The sequence below is a fragment of the Bacillus sp. NPDC077027 genome, from assembly GCF_050269555.1.
Classification (GTDB): domain Bacteria; phylum Bacillota; class Bacilli; order Bacillales; family Bacillaceae; genus Bacillus.
The window spans coordinates 440795-457231 of record NZ_JBNNIO010000003.1 but is presented as its reverse complement, the minus strand read 5'-3'; the positions used below and the strand labels follow the sequence as shown (position 1 = coordinate 457231).

General features: G+C 38.8%; 20 protein-coding genes. 5 read left to right on the top strand and 15 right to left on the bottom strand.

Annotated features, from left to right (window positions below; all coding sequences use genetic code 11):
- The first annotated feature begins 111 nt into the window (after positions 1-111).
- Complete coding sequence (locus ACQKEZ_RS12795; protein ID WP_427301309.1) at positions 112-816, top strand: mechanosensitive ion channel family protein; 705 nt, start codon at positions 112-114, stop codon at positions 814-816.
- Here the strand turns inward: ACQKEZ_RS12795 and ACQKEZ_RS12790 are convergent.
- The 14 genes from ACQKEZ_RS12790 to fadH form a co-directional block, all read right to left on the bottom strand.
- Positions 813-1055 carry a YkuS family protein gene (locus ACQKEZ_RS12790; protein WP_427301942.1) on the bottom strand — a complete coding sequence of 81 codons (243 nt, stop codon included), beginning with the start codon at positions 1053-1055 and terminating at the stop codon, positions 813-815. The two genes, ACQKEZ_RS12795 and ACQKEZ_RS12790, sit on opposite strands and share 4 nt — an antisense overlap.
- A 50-nt stretch (positions 1056-1105) precedes the next feature.
- Positions 1106-2236, bottom strand: a complete 1131-nt coding sequence (locus tag ACQKEZ_RS12785) for an N-acetyldiaminopimelate deacetylase (protein ID WP_427301307.1) — start codon at positions 2234-2236, stop codon at positions 1106-1108.
- 82 nt (positions 2237-2318) lie between these two features.
- Positions 2319-3029 (bottom strand): 2,3,4,5-tetrahydropyridine-2,6-dicarboxylate N-acetyltransferase, encoded by a 711-nt coding sequence (gene dapD, locus ACQKEZ_RS12780; RefSeq protein WP_427301305.1) that lies wholly within the window; start codon positions 3027-3029, stop codon positions 2319-2321.
- A gap of 109 nt (positions 3030-3138) precedes the next feature.
- Positions 3139-3594 carry a flavodoxin gene (locus ACQKEZ_RS12775; protein WP_427301304.1) on the bottom strand — a complete coding sequence of 152 codons (456 nt, stop codon included), beginning with the start codon at positions 3592-3594 and terminating at the stop codon, positions 3139-3141.
- A 25-nt stretch (positions 3595-3619) separates the two neighbouring features.
- Entirely contained in the window at positions 3620-4513 is an 894-nt protein-coding gene (locus ACQKEZ_RS12770) for a WD40/YVTN/BNR-like repeat-containing protein (protein ID WP_427301302.1), read from the bottom strand.
- Positions 4503-4979, bottom strand: a complete 477-nt coding sequence (locus tag ACQKEZ_RS12765; RefSeq protein WP_427301301.1) for a flavodoxin — start codon at positions 4977-4979, stop codon at positions 4503-4505. Before ACQKEZ_RS12765 ends, ACQKEZ_RS12770 begins: the two co-directional genes overlap by 11 nt.
- A 129-nt stretch (positions 4980-5108) precedes the next feature.
- Positions 5109-5990: a LysR family transcriptional regulator gene (locus ACQKEZ_RS12760; RefSeq protein WP_427301299.1), complete on the bottom strand. Its 882-nt coding sequence runs from the start codon at positions 5988-5990 to the stop codon at positions 5109-5111.
- Positions 5991-6088: 98 nt separating this feature from the next.
- Complete coding sequence (cbpB, locus tag ACQKEZ_RS12755) at positions 6089-6532, bottom strand: cyclic-di-AMP-binding protein CbpB (protein ID WP_427301297.1); 444 nt, start codon at positions 6530-6532, stop codon at positions 6089-6091.
- 142 nt (positions 6533-6674) lie between these two features.
- The gene (gene abbA / locus ACQKEZ_RS12750; protein ID WP_289382682.1) at positions 6675-6866 is read right to left on the bottom strand and encodes an antirepressor AbbA; all 192 of its coding nucleotides are present in this window, start codon (positions 6864-6866) and stop codon (positions 6675-6677) included.
- Between the two features lie 148 nt (positions 6867-7014).
- Positions 7015-7470 carry a ribonuclease H-like YkuK family protein gene (locus ACQKEZ_RS12745; RefSeq protein ID WP_427301940.1) on the bottom strand — a complete coding sequence of 152 codons (456 nt, stop codon included), beginning with the start codon at positions 7468-7470 and terminating at the stop codon, positions 7015-7017.
- Between the two features lie 216 nt (positions 7471-7686).
- Positions 7687-7929, bottom strand: coding sequence for a YkuJ family protein (locus tag ACQKEZ_RS12740; RefSeq protein ID WP_427301295.1), 243 nt, complete (start codon positions 7927-7929; stop codon positions 7687-7689).
- Positions 7930-8114: 185 nt separating this feature from the next.
- Positions 8115-9011 (bottom strand): manganese catalase family protein, encoded by an 897-nt coding sequence (locus ACQKEZ_RS12735; RefSeq protein WP_427301293.1) that lies wholly within the window; start codon positions 9009-9011, stop codon positions 8115-8117.
- A gap of 274 nt (positions 9012-9285) precedes the next feature.
- The gene (locus tag ACQKEZ_RS12730) at positions 9286-10506 is read right to left on the bottom strand and encodes an EAL domain-containing protein (RefSeq protein WP_427301291.1); all 1221 of its coding nucleotides are present in this window, start codon (positions 10504-10506) and stop codon (positions 9286-9288) included.
- A gap of 64 nt (positions 10507-10570) precedes the next feature.
- Entirely contained in the window at positions 10571-11335 is a 765-nt protein-coding gene (gene fadH / locus ACQKEZ_RS12725; protein WP_427301289.1) for a 2,4-dienoyl-CoA reductase, read from the bottom strand.
- Positions 11336-11473: 138 nt separating this feature from the next.
- On the opposite strand from fadH, the gene ACQKEZ_RS12720 reads away from it, so the two are divergent.
- From ACQKEZ_RS12720 to ACQKEZ_RS12705, 4 genes are all read left to right on the top strand, one after another.
- Positions 11474-12331, top strand: a complete 858-nt coding sequence (locus tag ACQKEZ_RS12720) for a metallophosphoesterase (protein WP_427301287.1) — start codon at positions 11474-11476, stop codon at positions 12329-12331.
- A gap of 154 nt (positions 12332-12485) precedes the next feature.
- Positions 12486-12983, top strand: coding sequence for a L,D-transpeptidase family protein (locus ACQKEZ_RS12715; protein WP_427301285.1), 498 nt, complete (start codon positions 12486-12488; stop codon positions 12981-12983).
- A gap of 73 nt (positions 12984-13056) precedes the next feature.
- A complete protein-coding gene (locus ACQKEZ_RS12710; protein WP_427301284.1) occupies positions 13057-14334 on the top strand; it encodes an MFS transporter in 1278 nt (425 codons plus the stop codon).
- Between the two features lie 236 nt (positions 14335-14570).
- Entirely contained in the window at positions 14571-15485 is a 915-nt protein-coding gene (locus tag ACQKEZ_RS12705; RefSeq protein ID WP_427301282.1) for a class I SAM-dependent methyltransferase, read from the top strand.
- Positions 15486-15842: 357 nt separating this feature from the next.
- On the opposite strand, the gene ACQKEZ_RS12700 is transcribed toward ACQKEZ_RS12705, so the two are convergent.
- On the bottom strand, positions 15843-16437 hold a 595-nt coding region (locus ACQKEZ_RS12700; RefSeq protein ID WP_427301280.1), incomplete at its 5' end, for a BclA C-terminal domain-containing protein.

Here is a 16437-nt window from a genome sequence, read left to right as displayed (position 1 = left end):
ACCTATAGTTCATGTAGAGCTTATCTATGAAAAGTTTAACATGACTGGCATACGGGAACAAATGATTAGCTTTCCATTTCATAGATGTACATAGATAGGATTTTGAAAAAGATGAAGGCAGTTCAGCAAATTGATTGGTTTTCACTATTCATGACTGCCAGTTTGATTCTATTCAAACTACTTGTCATTTTTATGATTTATTTTGTGGATAGAGCCATTGGTAACCGGATGATTAAGCGCGCATATGGAAAATTTTCTTCAAAACACGAAGTCTCTTTAGCTAGGGCTCAAACCCTTCAAAGCCTTACGCTTAACATCTTCGCCTATGCATTAATTTTTATACTGGTTGTGATGATACTCGACTTATCCCATTATAACCCAACTGCATTACTCGCAGGTGCTGGCGTGGTAGGACTTGCGATTGGATTTGGCGCACAAGGACTTGTTAGCGATATTGTCACAGGTTTTTTTATCTTGCTTGAAAAACAATTTGGTGTCGGTGAATATATTACGGTAGCAGGTTTTGATGGCATCGTTGAACAAATTGGACTTCGCACAACACAATTGCGAAGCTTTGACGGAACGCTTCATTTTATTCCAATCCGAAGTATATTGAATGTGAGCAATCATTCAAGAGGTACGATGCAATCACTTGTCGACATTGAACTATCTCCAGATGACAATGTCGATCATATGATCATGTTGTTGCAGGTGGGTTGTAATGACGTAAGAGCGAATACTCCACAAATTTTCTCGACCAGCAAAAAGGATTGGCATAAGAAAAACCGGGGTTACACCCGGTTTTTCTCATCTTAATGAACACGTTGCTCTACTTCTTGGCAAATTTCATCTGCTGTCATGCCAGATGCCTTAATCACTGATGCCTTTGTTACTGTATCTGAGATTCCAAGAACATTTGAATCCTGACCTGTCACTACATAGCAGTCACAATCTTCCATGTGCTGTTCATTTTGAATCCTCACAACTTCATAGCCTTTTTGCTTAAGTAGCTCTTCAACATCTGATAATGATGGCTCTACACCGATTCTTGTCATAATCAAGAACACCTCCTATTCATAAGGTGCTCAGGTGCAGACTTGATTATTCACTCGCCTGATCGCTTTTTAAAATAGGCAGTCATCACGTTAACGGCTGTTTCAATGGCACGTTCGTCAGGTGTTAACTTGGCATGATGTAATCCATTCTCAGAATCCACCCCAAGCCAGAACATAAACCCAGGATACTTCTTCAGCATGTAGCCAAAATCCTCGCCTGTCATCGCTTCTTTACACTCAATCACTTCCGCGAGTCCCTGGCCCGTCACAAAGGACATAAACTCTTCTGTCAGCACTTTAGAATTATCCACCTGATAGTACGACGATGGATAACGAACCGTAACTTGACATTCATAGCCAACTTCAATTCCTTTTGCAAGCGCTTCGATCCGTTTTCTTACTTTGTCCATTGATGCGGATGACAACGTACGAATGGTTCCATCTAGCCGAGCATGTTGTGCAATAATGTTTTGTGCAGTGCCTCCAGTGATGGTTCCTACTGTGATAACCGCACTATCTAAAGGATCTACATTTCTAGAAATGACAGATTGCAACTGTCCAACAAGACTACTCGCTGCAACCACCATATCATTTGCTAAATGAGGGTAGGCGGCATGTCCTCCCTTTCCTTCTAAATCAATGATTAATTCACTTGTATTCGCAAATAAAAGGCCTGATTTAGTCGCAATCGTTCCAACGGGGTGTTCCGGGGCAATGTGTAAGGCTGTGATAAACTCGGGTGTCCATTTCTTTAGGACATCACTTTGAAGCATAGGTTCAGCACCACCGGGGCCTTCTTCAGCTGGTTGGAATAAAAACAGTAGATCCTCTTTGATTGGATTGTGTACGAAATAATCAATGACACCGAGTGCAATCGTCATATGAAGATCATGTCCACATGCATGCATCTGCCCTTCATGGACTGATGAAAATGGGTATCCTGTTTTTTCTGGAATAGACAATCCATCCATATCAGCGCGATAAGCAAATATACGGGATGGGCTTGTTCCATTCACTTTTACAAAAAGGCCTGTTCGCCATTTTTCAATTTCAATTCGGTTACCTGAATAAGCTTCAAGGTGCTTTAAGAGATAAGCTTGTGTTTTAAATTCCTGAAAGCCAAGTTCAGGGATTTGATGCAAATCTCGACGAATTGATATGAGTTGCTCATGATTTAACAAATGGACTCACTCCCTTTCCTCTATACGAATAAGACGTGGATGCTTAAATCCACGCCTCTCTCACTTTAAGCTGCGTATATTTTTACAATTGACGCAGTTCTTGTTTAATTTCAGTTTTGCCTTTTGTTTTCTCATCAATGTCTTTGATTTTCTTCGCAGGTGTACCTGCTACAACCGTATATGGCTCTACATCGTTTACAACAATTGCGCCTGCTGCAACAACAGCACCTTTTCCGATTGTTACGCCTTCAAGGACAACAGCATTTGCTCCAATGACAACGTCATCTTCAACAACAACGGGTTTAGCAGATGGCGGCTCAATGACACCAGCAAGTACAGATCCTGCACCGATGTGACAGTTCTTACCGACAGTTGCACGTCCACCAAGTACAACGTTCATATCAATCATTGTACCTTCACCAATCACAGATCCGATGTTAATAGAAGCACCCATCATAATAACTGCATTATCACCAATTTCTACTTGATCACGAATGATCGCACCTGGTTCAATACGTGCTTTGATGTTTTTCAGATCCAGTGTTGGGATAGCAGAATTACGACGATCATTCTCAACGACTACATCTTCAATTTTATCCTTATTTGTTTCAAGTGCTTCTTGAATTTCGTTCCATTCACCGAACACAACACCTGTGTTTCCAGTAATGAATGTTTTTGCATTCTCACCGAATTGAATGCCTTCAAGAGCACCTTTGATGTAAACTTTAACCGGTGTAGATTTAGTACTATTTTGAATAAATGAAATAATTTCATTTGCGTCCATTTGTTTCATGTATGTATGTCCTCCTCTTATTTTCTACCTCATTACTGTACCAAAGGAAAGTTTTAATGACAAGTGAAAGAATTGTGTTCTCTTTGTCAGAAAAAAAGGCCAGTATGTTTTAACCGGCCTCTTGTTGATGGATATGAACAAATTGCTTCCCCAAGGAAATTAATTCCTCTTCTTCATCACCCTCTGGATTTAATTCAATCTTGATAGATGGTAAGACAACATTTCCTCCAAGTTCTTTTACCTTTTCTTCAATTAGATCTACCGCTCCGCAAAAATGCTCGTAGGAAGTATCACCAGATCCAAACACAGCGAAGGATTTCCCAGACAAATCAAGATCATCCATATCTTCATATAAATCAATAAAATCGTCTGGCAGATCGCCATCCCCCCACGTATATGCACCTAAAATGATTTGTGTGTAATCATTTAAAAGCTCGGCGTCAATATCCATCGCCTCATGACGATCAACACTTGCTCCAGCTTCAAGCAAACCTTTTTCAATTAAATCTGCCATCGCTTCAGTGTTTCCGGACATTGTGGCATATACTAATAAAACATTTCCCATTTCAATCGTTTCCTCCTTGTGATCATTAATGAATCAGTGCAGATTCCTCGTAAGGTCTAACAAATTTACTTTCATACAGTCCGGCACAGAAAAAATTCTCATTTTGATTCGCCACACGAAAACCGTGACCTTTGATGATATCAAACCACTTCAACTCTTTATGGTGAACATCAAGTTGATACACCTTCGAAAAGCCATACTCATCTTGTGAAGTGGTAACATATATAATGCCGTTGTCTTCAGAAACGTCCAAAAAGGATTCTTCTCCGACAACCGCTTGTGACTGTATATCATATACAACGTTTGTATGAAGATTTAATACTTGGACAGCCCCTTTTCTTCCCTTTTTAGAGCCAAGAGCACAGACAAGCCAAAGTTCATTGTAAAGCAACATAGAGGCCGTCATACGATGTTCTTCTCTATTTATTAATAGAATCGTTTCTGTTTGCAGGTCATACGACCAAATCCCGCCATGAAGCTCATGAATTTGTGTACCGATATAAAGCGTCTTCCCTGCCAAACAAAGAGAGCGAATGACTGGTGGATGATCAATATGCTCGAACGGTTTCATAATTTCCCAGGAAATGCCGAAATCATTTGATATGTAAATAGAGTGCTTTCCATGCGCACAGACAAAGCCGTCATCATTACCAGTAATAGACCAAATGACAGCATTTGTCGGGAATGAGGACATTGCCCATGTCGCCCCTTGATCTGATGAACGAATGACAGTTCCATTTTCACCAACACCAAACAAGTAAGGGCCGATATATGTAATGGCATGTATTTTATGTTTTAGTTTCAATAGCTGATGCCAGCCTTGTTCATAGCTATAATGAAAAATACCTTCACGTTTGACAGCGACAAAGTAGCCTACTTGATTCGAAGCGACAACTGCGGTAGCACCTTTATGAAACATGATTCTCAATCCTTTTCTCAGACAAAGTAGCCCAAGTTAAAAAGCTCGTTGCGAACTCTTTGCAGCAATCCACATCCTCATCCGTATCTGGTGCGAGTTCCAGTTTTAACATCTCTTCAAATACCGATGCCCCTGTTGTTTTTAACATCTCACGAAATGTATGAACCGCCTCACAAAACTTTGGATACCCGTAGTCACCTGATCCAAAGGTCGCTGCCTTTACACCATTTAATTGCAATGAGGAAACATCATCGTAAAAATCCTCTGCTTCATATGGAAGATCACCATCACCCCAAGTGTAAGAACCCACAAAAAGGTAATCGTATGAAGCTAGGGTTGTCACTTCAGTCTCATCCATTTCAAGCAGATCGACTTGAACGCCGTTTTCTTCGAGTGTATTTTTAATGATCATCGCAATATCTTCTGTATTTCCAGACATACTTGCAAATGTAATTAGTGCTTTCATCTATCGGTCACCTCGTCTAAATGATAATCATTTTCAATAATCATATGTACACTTTAAATGATAATGATTTTCATTGTCAAATAAAATGACGAAAATAAGAAAAAAAGCACCCTCTTTTTTTGAGGATGCCTACACCGAATCTGTTTCAAGCATTTCTTTCACAACACCAACAAACGCTTGTACCTGTTTTAATTGAAAGGAGGCTTCATAACCTAAAAGCCATGTGTCTCGCCCTATTTGCTCTCCGCTCGCATCAACGAGTGGCGTTTTATGAACGTTTTTTTCATGATCATATAAAGTGACAGACGGTAAAATGGCATAGCCTATCCCATGATAAGCCATTTGTTTACACGTCTCAATTTGATCAACGAGAATGGTTTGTTTTGGTGATACTTTGAACTTTTGATGCCACCAATGTTGAATCTCTTGATAATACGTGCTATCACTTTTAAATTGAATAAATGGGCGTTCTGTTTGAATGAGATCATCAACATCTTTAATGACTGTATCTACCAAGTATAAGTGATCTATCATCAAATATTCCTTTGTCCCTTTCCAATCTGGATTCCCGCGAATTATCCCAATATGCACATGATCTTCATAAAGGCTTTTGAGCATCTCACTGCTCCATCCCGTCACAAGAGACACTTTCGCATTTGGATACTTTTCTACATATCGCTTTAATACTTTCGGAAGCCAGTGCTGTCCTATGATAGAGGCGACTGCTAGTTTTAAAGTTCCATGAATCTCTCCTTCAAGCTCATCGATTCGTTCCCTTACACGATTCTGTTCTGTTGTGACCTCTTTTGCAAATTGAATGATTTGTTCACCCGCCGAAGTGACAGTTAATCCTTTTTGTGAACGAAAAAAAATTTTTGTTTCCCATTCTTTCTCAATCGTTTGCAGTCTTTGAGATAAAGCGGGCTGAGACACAAATAAACGCTCTGACGCCTTCCTCATATTCAATTCTTCAGCAAGTACAACAAGCATGTGTAGCTCTTGAAGTTGCAACAGGCGCTCTTCCTTTCTTTATAAGTTTTTCTTATTTTATATTGATCATTATATAAACCTTTTCTTATGAAGGCAAAAAAAATAAGCTGATATACAGCTCATTTTTTTTGGGAATGTATGACTTCATTTAAGCGCTTTAAAACAACACGACGAGTAAAGATTCCTTCAAACACTTGATCCTCATTTTCAACGCAAACAAAACCGTTGTTTGTAACAGCATGCACACCTTTAATGACAGGATCATTTGTTTTTAGTCTTGGGATATCTGTTACCATGACTTCTTCTACTTTTAATTGGTCAAGTTTTTCAAACTCAATTCGTTCAAGACCAAATATTCTATTCATAATCATGTTCGTTCCAATTAATCCATGGAGGTGATAAGAAGCATCAAGTACAGGTATCGCTGTATATCCGGTTTTTGTCAGTACCAACAAAGCATGCTCTAAATTGTTACCGATTTGGACATGAGCTACTTTATCTGCATCAATCATATGTTCCGCTACAGTTGATTCAAGCAATTGATCTGGTTGTATATCAATCATGTTTCATCGACCCCTTTTCTCTCGATCATCAATCATACATTCCCGTATACCATTTAGCATAAACTAAAACGAAATTTGTCGAAAGATTTTCCTGCATAAAAAAGATACTCGGATGAGTATCTAATAGAATGTTAAACCGATATTAATTCTCAAATCTTACTCTGTCATACAGTGTTATCAACTGTTTATACGTATTGTCGTCTACATTTTTTGTTCCACATTCTATATCATTGATCTCACTGCTTAATAATTCGACAGCATAATCCTGATTCAGTAATACATTTAATAATAGCTTTTTTTCTTCTTCATTAAAACGATTTTCGATGACGCTCATTCAACATCATGCCCCCTGTTTCATATATGCTTTTATATTGATTAGCAGGCTTTGAATGTCTGCTTCTTCTCTATAAGGCTAGAATAAGGAACTAGAATGAAATCGTCAACCGCACATTTCGACAACTGATGGGGAATTTTGACGGAATTTATTTTGTATATCGATTCGCATAAGAGAACGCTGTATAAGAATCTGGTTTGATTTTAGCTTCTATTCCCATCGCTGTGATCATGCCTGTCATTTCTTGAATCAGCTCTTTTGTGCTTCCCTTTTTACCAATGTCCAAATGAACTTCAAAACGAAGATCTGCTCCTTCCTCAGCAAAAGGGAGGAGCAGATCCATCAATTCTGTCAAATGTCCATCAAGGATGTCTGCACATACCTTTTGGCTAAATGCTGTTTCTAATGAAATTTTTTCTCGAAGACTGTGCACAGGTCTGTTCAGCACGTAATGTGTTAAACAACCCCAAGCCCCCTTTCCTATACGGTGAAGATGAAGTGCTGTAATAAACTTTGTTTCATTCTGATAGACCTGAGAATCGGTGCCAATTGATAGAACATAGACCGACCTAGGATCTTTTAGAATAAAGTCCTTCATTCTCATGATGACATCCGAAAACGCTAACTGATCTTCTGAAAGATTGTAGAAAAAAGAATGATTCACAAGAGAAACTCCTTTTTATTGGAATCTTCTATCAGAAAGGAATGAGATGTTCTATGATCTCCTCTTCACCTGATGATGCCGTCATCAAGCGACGCATGCATTTGAATTGGCGGCAATACGGACAGGTGTTACCCCGAAAAAACATTTCATTTCAACTTATAATTGTAGAAGCTCAAAGATTTCAATCGAAATCATGTCAATGTTGTCAAATGGAAAAGTGTTTGGCTTATCCCCTTGTTGAAAAACGGTTAACTCAAACGTTTGGTTTTTTTCAAAATACTTGACACTACAGATCTTCTCACCATTCACTTCAAAATAACGCTGTGACGGCTCATTTGCAGCCTCCGCTGTCTCTTGAAGACTTTGCAACCTTGTAATGATACCCATTAATTGTGACATTCTAAAAAAAGACTCCTTTCAAAAAAACAACTCAAGATGAACCCGTATTGATTATACACAAGTCCTACAAAGCATCATACCATAAAGTGTTCTCAGATGATATTTTTCCTCCTGAATTCAAAAAAAGAAAAAGAATCAGTTTTTTTATTTTGAGTCTTTTTTTCTCATCTCATTCATGTTGTTTATTAAAGCCCAGCAGATCTCATCAGCCTTTTTGCAATTTCATCGAAATCTTCCTTCGAAATGCCAGGTGCAAATTCTTCAGGTAGCTCCCTGTAGTCTGGTACAGGTGCACCTTTTGGTGTTCCCTCAATGACAGTGAGTGGCTTTCCATCAATCGGATGATTCCCTTTCCATATCAGATTGATGTCCTTATAATCGGTGTCGCTAAATGTGTACAACTTGGTATGCACATTCCGCTCTTCAAACTTTCTCGCAGTGTCAAAATATTTATTGTCTAAATTTGGAATAGGTAACATTTTACCTACATCTACCCCTGTCGCCACTTCGAGTGCTTTCGCATATGCCACAACATGCACGCCACCCCGAACAAGTAAATAACCGATCATTTCCCTAGCTGTGGGGTGATCTGTCATTTCGTATACACGCATTTTATGTGTTCGTGCGCCGCATTCAAGAAAAAAGTTATGAAGCAGATCAAGAATTAAATTTCCGCTTGAGAAGACATTTTCCCCTGTCCAAGGCTTTGCCATAGAATCAAAAGGATATCCAGTTTGAGCAGTTTGAATAAAATGTTGTGTATTCCGTTTATCAACTGCCGCCTTAAGAGGCGTTGTATCTGGATCACCATTAAATGTTGTTCCAGTAATCATTAAATTAATGGCAGTTGTCACAAGTTCTACATGTCCGAATTCTTCGGCTGTAATACTTGAGACAAGATCGTAAAACGGCTTGAGCTTCCGTTTGCCTCTGAAATTAAAGGATTGAAACATATAATTATTTAATGTAGACATTTCACCAAACTTCCCGCCAAGTAGCTCCTGTACAGCAGCAGCACCATTTGCGTCTGGATGATCTGGAGTAGGCAAATCAATCAGTAGCCGTTTATCACGTTTTATCATGTTGTTCCCTCCCACTTCAATTCCCATCATTTTAGGTGTATGGAAGGATAAGGATGTCCTATGCATGGAAGGATCGTGATAAAAACACAAAAAAAACTTGGCGGGGGTAGCGCCAAGTTTTTTGGATCTTGATCTGATAGAGGGGTTGGGGAACAGAGAGTAGCTTCTCTCTATAACTAAATGATAATGATTATCAGTGTCATTGTCAACAATTTTTTTATTTCTTTGTTCATATCAGTTTTCACACAATAAAAAGCGACCTCTAGGCCGCTTTTTAAATTAAACCATCTTGTTCATATAAATAAGCATATGGAAGGTCAACAAATAAATACATGTCCCCTTCTAACGGATAAGAAAACGTTCTAATCCGCTCGCCTGTTTCTATATCGCTATACACATCACTAAAAAAGCCCTTACCACTTATCCTCATTTGCAAAATATTCGCCAAAAAGTATGGCCGCCAGCTCCAATTTTTTTCTACATATTCAGGCTGAAATAACCATTCCTTTTCTTGTTTAAATACATTTCCTGTAATTTGAAACCCTTCTTCATTACACATATAAATGCGAAAACTGCAATCCGTTAACTCAAATGCTAATTTCTGAATCAGTTCATCATTGGACGCACAGGATTTTCTTAATGTTGTCACAGCTTGATGAATTCGTTTGTAAAAGGTCTCTGAGTGCTCATAAACTGTCTCGAGTTTCTTTTTCTCATGAGCAATAAATTGCTGGAATTCTGCTCGTAATTGACTTCTCATCTTGTTACGATCAATCAAGTCTTCTTCGGGTTGATGGAGATAATATCCTTGAAAATACCTCCCGCCGTTTCTCCAAGCATATTGAAGCTGAAAATTCGCCTCAATGTCTTCATATATGAGTGCTGCACCTACTTTTCTAGCAAGCAACGAAATACTATAAAGCACATATTCATATGATGGAGACGGTGATGAGGCTTTAAGCGCATGTAAATCAATCTTTAATAAATCAGGTGAAAGGAGTGCAATGCGGTCAAGGTTGCTACTCTCCTTCCCTATATTAGACACGGCAATCTTAATTCCATATGTACGATAGTACGTTAACGTATGGTAAAGCTGTTCGATGTCACCGCTAAATGTATGCTCTGTAATTTCAATAATAAATCGATTCAACTGAATACCTTTTGCCTCATATTCTTTTAAAAAGGCCAAAAAGCTCTCTCCATGATCGAGCATTAATACATTGGCATCATAATTAATGAAAATGAGCAAGTCCTCATCAGCTGATGTGAAATAGTCGAGTGCTTTCCCCACTACTTTTCGATCTACTTCCAACTTGTATTCATCTGGAATAGATGGGTCTGTAAAGAAAGAGCCTAGACTAAGGGTCTCTGATTCAAGCTTAAATCTCCCCAAGATCTCATAGCCTATCACTCTTTGTTCTTCAGCACTAAAAATCGCTTGGTAGTGTGGGAAAACATCATCAATATTCGTTAAAATATCCAATGGATCGACCATATTTATCACCTGCTTCTCTCTTTGTGTGATTATACCATATCAAAAGCAGGTCTTACACGATGATTCAAAATGGTGATTGATTCAGCCATTGCCCCCCATCCATTGTGATACAATCACCATTTATATAAGAGGCTTGATCAGATAAAAGAAAATGAGCTAATTGAGCAATCTCCTCCGGTGTTCCAAGTCTACCCATAGGTACACTATCAAGCGTTCGTTGAGCTGCTTCTTCAGATTCCCATAGTTTATCTGCACCTCCTGTCCTCTCAATTGGGCCTGGTGCGATAGCGTTGACACGAATGCGATATTGTTTTCCCCATTCAACCGCAAGTGTCCGGGTTAGTGAAAGGACACCCGCTTTCGCTGCTGCTGAATGAGCAACGCCAGCACCGGCTCCCCACGCATAAGTGGCAACCATGTTCACAATGCTACCTTCTTTCTTTTGACGTATCCAATAATTTCCGACGGCATGACTGCAAAAAAACGTTCCATTTAAAACGATATCAATGACTGCACGCCATCCGTTAGGCGAAAGTTTTTCAGTTGGACATATAAAGTTGCCTGCTGCGTTATTAATCAATGCATCAATACCTCCAAACGTACTCACAGCAAATTGCACCATATTGTTTGTGTCATCTGGGTTTCGAACATCCATTTGAAAATAGCTGATCGTTCCCCCTTTTTTCTGAATTTCATCTGCTGTCTGTTCTAACGTTTCCTGTGTTCTTCCTGTAATGACAACATTCCATCCATTTAAGGCTAGATAGGTCGCCATTTCCTTCCCCATTCCGTTAGATCCTCCCGTTATAATGACGGTTTGTTTTGTCATATGTTTTCCCCCTTCTGTTTTGAATGACTATTCATTCATTATTCTGTCATCATATCATGTTTTCCCTTCTTTATACCATATGAGAAGAGATTTTACGGCTTCCATGATATACTTATTTTTATTTTTAAGGAGTCTATCATGAAACATATATCTCGCAGACAATTTCTCAAAGGTGCCGCTGGGATTGGTGTACTCGGTTTTATTACATCTACGTTCGGATATGGCTATGCGCGTTACATAGAACCACATACATTTGAATCGGTTTATCTCACAATTAAAGATTCTCAGCTTCCAAAAGCGTTTCACAACTTCAAGATTGCTCAGTTTAGTGACATCCATTTAAGTGATTCATTCACCGAAAAAGATATACGGAAGGTCATAGAACAAATCAATGCTGAAAACCCCGATATAATTGTATTCACAGGTGATCTCGTCGATTTTCAATCATCTATCAATGAGCATGACAAAGCGAAAGCTTACTTAAAAGATTTACAAGCACGGCATGCGAAAATTGCGATTTGTGGAAATCACGACTACGGTTCGTTTGGAATTGATTTATATGAAGAAACCATGATGGCATGTGGGTTTACCTTATATAAAAATGCCGTTTTTCATCTCGAAATAGATAAAGAGCGTATTCAAATTGCAACACTAGACGATCTGATGATGAGCGTACCTAATTATGAACTGATCAAACGGGAAGTCTCACCTTCTTTATTTACAATGTTATTGGTGCACGAGCCTGATGCGGCGCTTGAATTAAAACAAGTGCCTATTAACTTACAGCTATCTGGTCATACACACGGCGGACAAGTCCAACTTCCCTTTTATGGTCCTATTTTAACCGCACCATTTGGCGTGACATACATTGAAGGACTATACAAAATGGAAAACAAACGAATCTATGTCAATCGTGGCCTTGGGACAACAAGACTTCCGCTACGTTTTTTGGCGAAACCAGAATTAACGTTTTTTACATTAAAATCAGCCAGATAAAATGATGCCAACTCACCTTCTCTTGCATATGTATAAAAGGGAATGACCTTGATAACAGATGTTAGGAGAAACTTTACAGGACCTAATTCCGTCCATATGTCATATGACGGCAATTATGGCTCCTTTTTATTCAAATAAGAGGAGTTGTCTTCAATTGCTAAGATATTCAGTTAAAACCGGAGAGACACTCGCTTCTATAGCGGCTGATTTTAGAACAACAAGCGCTGCCTTAAAAGCAGCAAACCCTGCACTTGAAAGTCGAGAACCCTATCCAAATGAAGTGATCATCATTCCTGGATTGCCTGATCCAAGCACGATCCCTTATCGAATTTCTGTGTCTATTTCACAAAAAAGACTTGTTCTCTTTTCTGGGGCACAACTGATTCGTTCTTACCCAATTGCGACTGGTCAAATACTGAATATGACACCAACAGGCTCTTATTATATTGTGAACAGAGAGCCAAACCCAGGAGGCCCTTTTGGTGTTTACTGGTTAAGTCTTTCGAAAATTCATTATGGCATACACGGCACGAATAACCCGTCTTCAATTGGTAAAGCTGTCTCTAGAGGATGTATACGCATGTATAACGATGATGTGATAGAACTTGCCTCTATTGTACCGAACGGAACTCCTGTGACTATTAGCCAGTAGGTAAAAAAAATTGTATGAAAGCTTAAAATTTTATATGATATAAAGTGGGATCTTCAGGTTAAGGAGCGTATTTATGGATATTTTCAAAAACCGAAATTTTGTTCGTCTCTTTTTTGCGGCACTTGCCTCACAAATGGGGACAACTGTGGGTAATATGGCTTTTGCCTTTTATTTACTTGACCATTTTAGCGATCAGCCTGCATATGCCACGCTAGCAGAATTGATGTACTCACTTCCGACAATTTTTGTCTTTTTTATGGTTGGCGTTGTCGCAGACCGTTTTGATCGTAAAAAAGTCGCAGAAAATTGTGATTGGATTCGAGCTGGGCTGACGATTGTATTATTTATCGTGATTTATTTCAATTCACTTCCGCTCATTTTCTTGATCTTATTTATACGTAGTGCCATTACGAAATTCTTCTATCCAGCTGAGGCATCTCTCGTACAGGCCATTTTAAATAAAGATCAATATGCGAAAGCCGCTGGCTTAAATCAAATGCTCTTTAGTCTATTCATGGTATTTGGTGTTGGCATTGGCGCCATCATGTATAAAACAATTGGACTTCATGGTGCAATTACCATCGATTTGATTAGTTTTATTGTATCTGGGATACTCATTCGTGCTTGTAAAATTCCACTCGAAGCACGTCAACCAAATGGACAAGCTGGCTGGAAAAGCATGTCGTTCAAAACATCGCTTCAAGATTTTAAAGAAGGCATTCTTTACATTTTAAAAAATAAATTACTGGCTTCTTTAATTTTTGGATTTTTTGTTTTCGGTCTTGTTAATGGGGGTTTCGCTGTTCTCCCAATGTTTTCTATGAAGTATGGCCTCTCGCCAGATCATTTTGAGTTACATACGTCCTTTTTCACCATTGCAATCGGTGCAGGACTTCTCGTTGGTAGCGGTGTTGGAACGATCCTTGCCAAAAAAGTGAAAATGCAATATTTAATGTCGATCCCTATTTTAATTGCAGGTGTTCTCATTTTTGTCCTTGGATCAACTCATACTTTATGGCTATTTTATATCACTTCATTTGTGATAGGCACTTGTATTGGCCCAATTAATATTGTCATTGGTGGCTCTCTGCCAAAGATTGTCCATCCGCGCCTGATGGGACGCGTTTCTGGTTGGGTAGACCCACTCACGATGTTCGCTCAATCATTAACATTAGGACTTATCGCTTTCTTATTTCCAAAGCTGATTACGAATTTATCTTATATTTATTACGGTATGGGATTCGTGATTTTACTCGTTTTCCTCTTCTATTTCATTACCCTGCCGAAATTCAGCCGAGAGGCAGCTGAGCTTGATATTCAGCGTGAATTAAAAGGCGAAGGCATTCAATAAACGATTAAAAGCATTTTCTTGTGATATAGAAAGTGCTTTTTAATCATGTTGCTTCTAGAGACAATGCACTTCACTTAAAAGAACCACGTCAATTATGTGTCAAAAAACAAACAAAAACCCAATATTATATTGACAAAAAAATTTAGATATGCTATACTTTTAAGTTAATAAACTTTTGTGTATAATGAGATTCTCCTGGCCAGGGGAATCTTTTTTTATTCAGAGGGGGACTAAGCATGAATCAAAATAAGTCCAGTTTAACTTCTTTAATCTCGGCTTTTGGCCGAGCTTATCACAGTCAGTATGATACACCAAAAATATTTGATGATTTCATTGCAAAAGAGCTCATTACAGAAAAAGAGTTTTTAGATATTAGCGAGAATATGATTAAAGGAATACAGTTTTTCAACAAAGACAGTGCCAAAAAATTCATGAATAACTCAGAAGAAATATTAAAATGGGTTACACAAGTCCAGCTTTCTCCAACGCCATTGGCGCGTGCAGCATATTGCGAAAATGTATTGCTTCGTGAAGTTGCATTTGGACGAAAACAGTACGTTATCCTTGGAGCCGGACTGGATACGTTTTGTTTTCGATATCCAGAGCTGAAAAACAGGTTGAAAATCTTTGAAGTCGATCACCCTGCCACACAGGAATTCAAAAAGAATCGGTTGAAAAATGCTCATTATGACATCCCAGATCATCTTCATCTTGTCCCAATGGACTTTGCCCGTGGATTTTCTTATCAAAGTCTAGAGATTGAAGGATTTGAAAACGAAAAAACTTTTTTCAGCCTTTTAGGTGTTTCTTATTATTTAACGAAAGAAGAAAATACAAGTTTGATCAGTCAATTATTTTCTAAAGTTCCATCAGGCAGTTCAATTGTTTTTGATTATGCGGACGAAAAGCTCTTTGAAGAAAAAGGAATATTCAACAGAGTTGAAAATATGGTAAAAATGGCCACAGCAAGTGGAGAGCCGATGAAATCATGTTTTACTTATGAAGAAATTGAAAAGATATTGGAATCATCAGGCCTGCTCATATATGAGCATTTATCTCCTGAAAAGATAAACGATCGTTTCTTTCATAATCGAACGGATGATCTGTCTGCTTTCGAAACGGTTCATTATATACATGCTGTGAAAAAATAATATTTTATTGAGCTACTCAAAATGTCATCAAAAGTGACCTTTTGAGTAGCTTTTTCTTTTCATTGTAATTCATTTTCAAATATTTCAATGCCGTTGTGATGTACAGATCAGTATTCGGCTCGTATACTTACCTTCTTTTTACAATCATATCACGATGTTTTATCCTTATAACTGTCTTTTTGTTCAATGAGCACAAATAGCGGCTTTGCTTGATCATGGACAAAAACCATATGCACCTATTTTCAAAAAAGGAGGGAATTGGTCGTTAGGGAGGTTTTGCTAAAAACTCTCTATTAGATGACCTTTCCTCCTTTCAATAAAGATTTTTTATTTTATTTTCGTAGTAATCGTATTTACTTAATCTAATTTCTTAAGCACAACAGAAGCGTTTACGTTTGTTTGCGTCCCTCCTGCTAGAGTTTGAAGAGTAACTGCTGCGGCAGAAGTATGATTGACAAGAGTAAGTGTATCCCCAGCCGCTAGAGCAATGATTGCCTGACCGTTATTCTGCTGTGTACCGGCTCCTGAACCATAAACTGTGTTCGTCACAGGGCCTCCATTTACAAATAAGGTGAATTGGTTTGGTTCTACACCAGAGACTGAAAAAGTAACCTCATAATTTCCTGGAGTGGTTACGATAATTTGAGCTGTTCCAGGGGCATGTGTAATACCAGCAGTAATGATTCCCGTTGAGTCAAAAATCACTGGAGCCTCTAAAGCTACTGTTTCAGCACTTAGATTGTACACATATGCAAATTCAGCTAACCCAGCTCCCGTGGCTCCCGTTGAGCCTGTTGGACCTGTGGCTCCTGTAGCTCCCGTATCACCTATGGCTCCCGTTGCACCTGTTGGACCGGTAGCTCCCGTATCACCTGTAGCTCCGGTAGCACCCGTGGCTCCGGTGGCTCCCGTATCACCTGTTGCTCCTGTTGCTCCGGTGGCTCCCGTTACA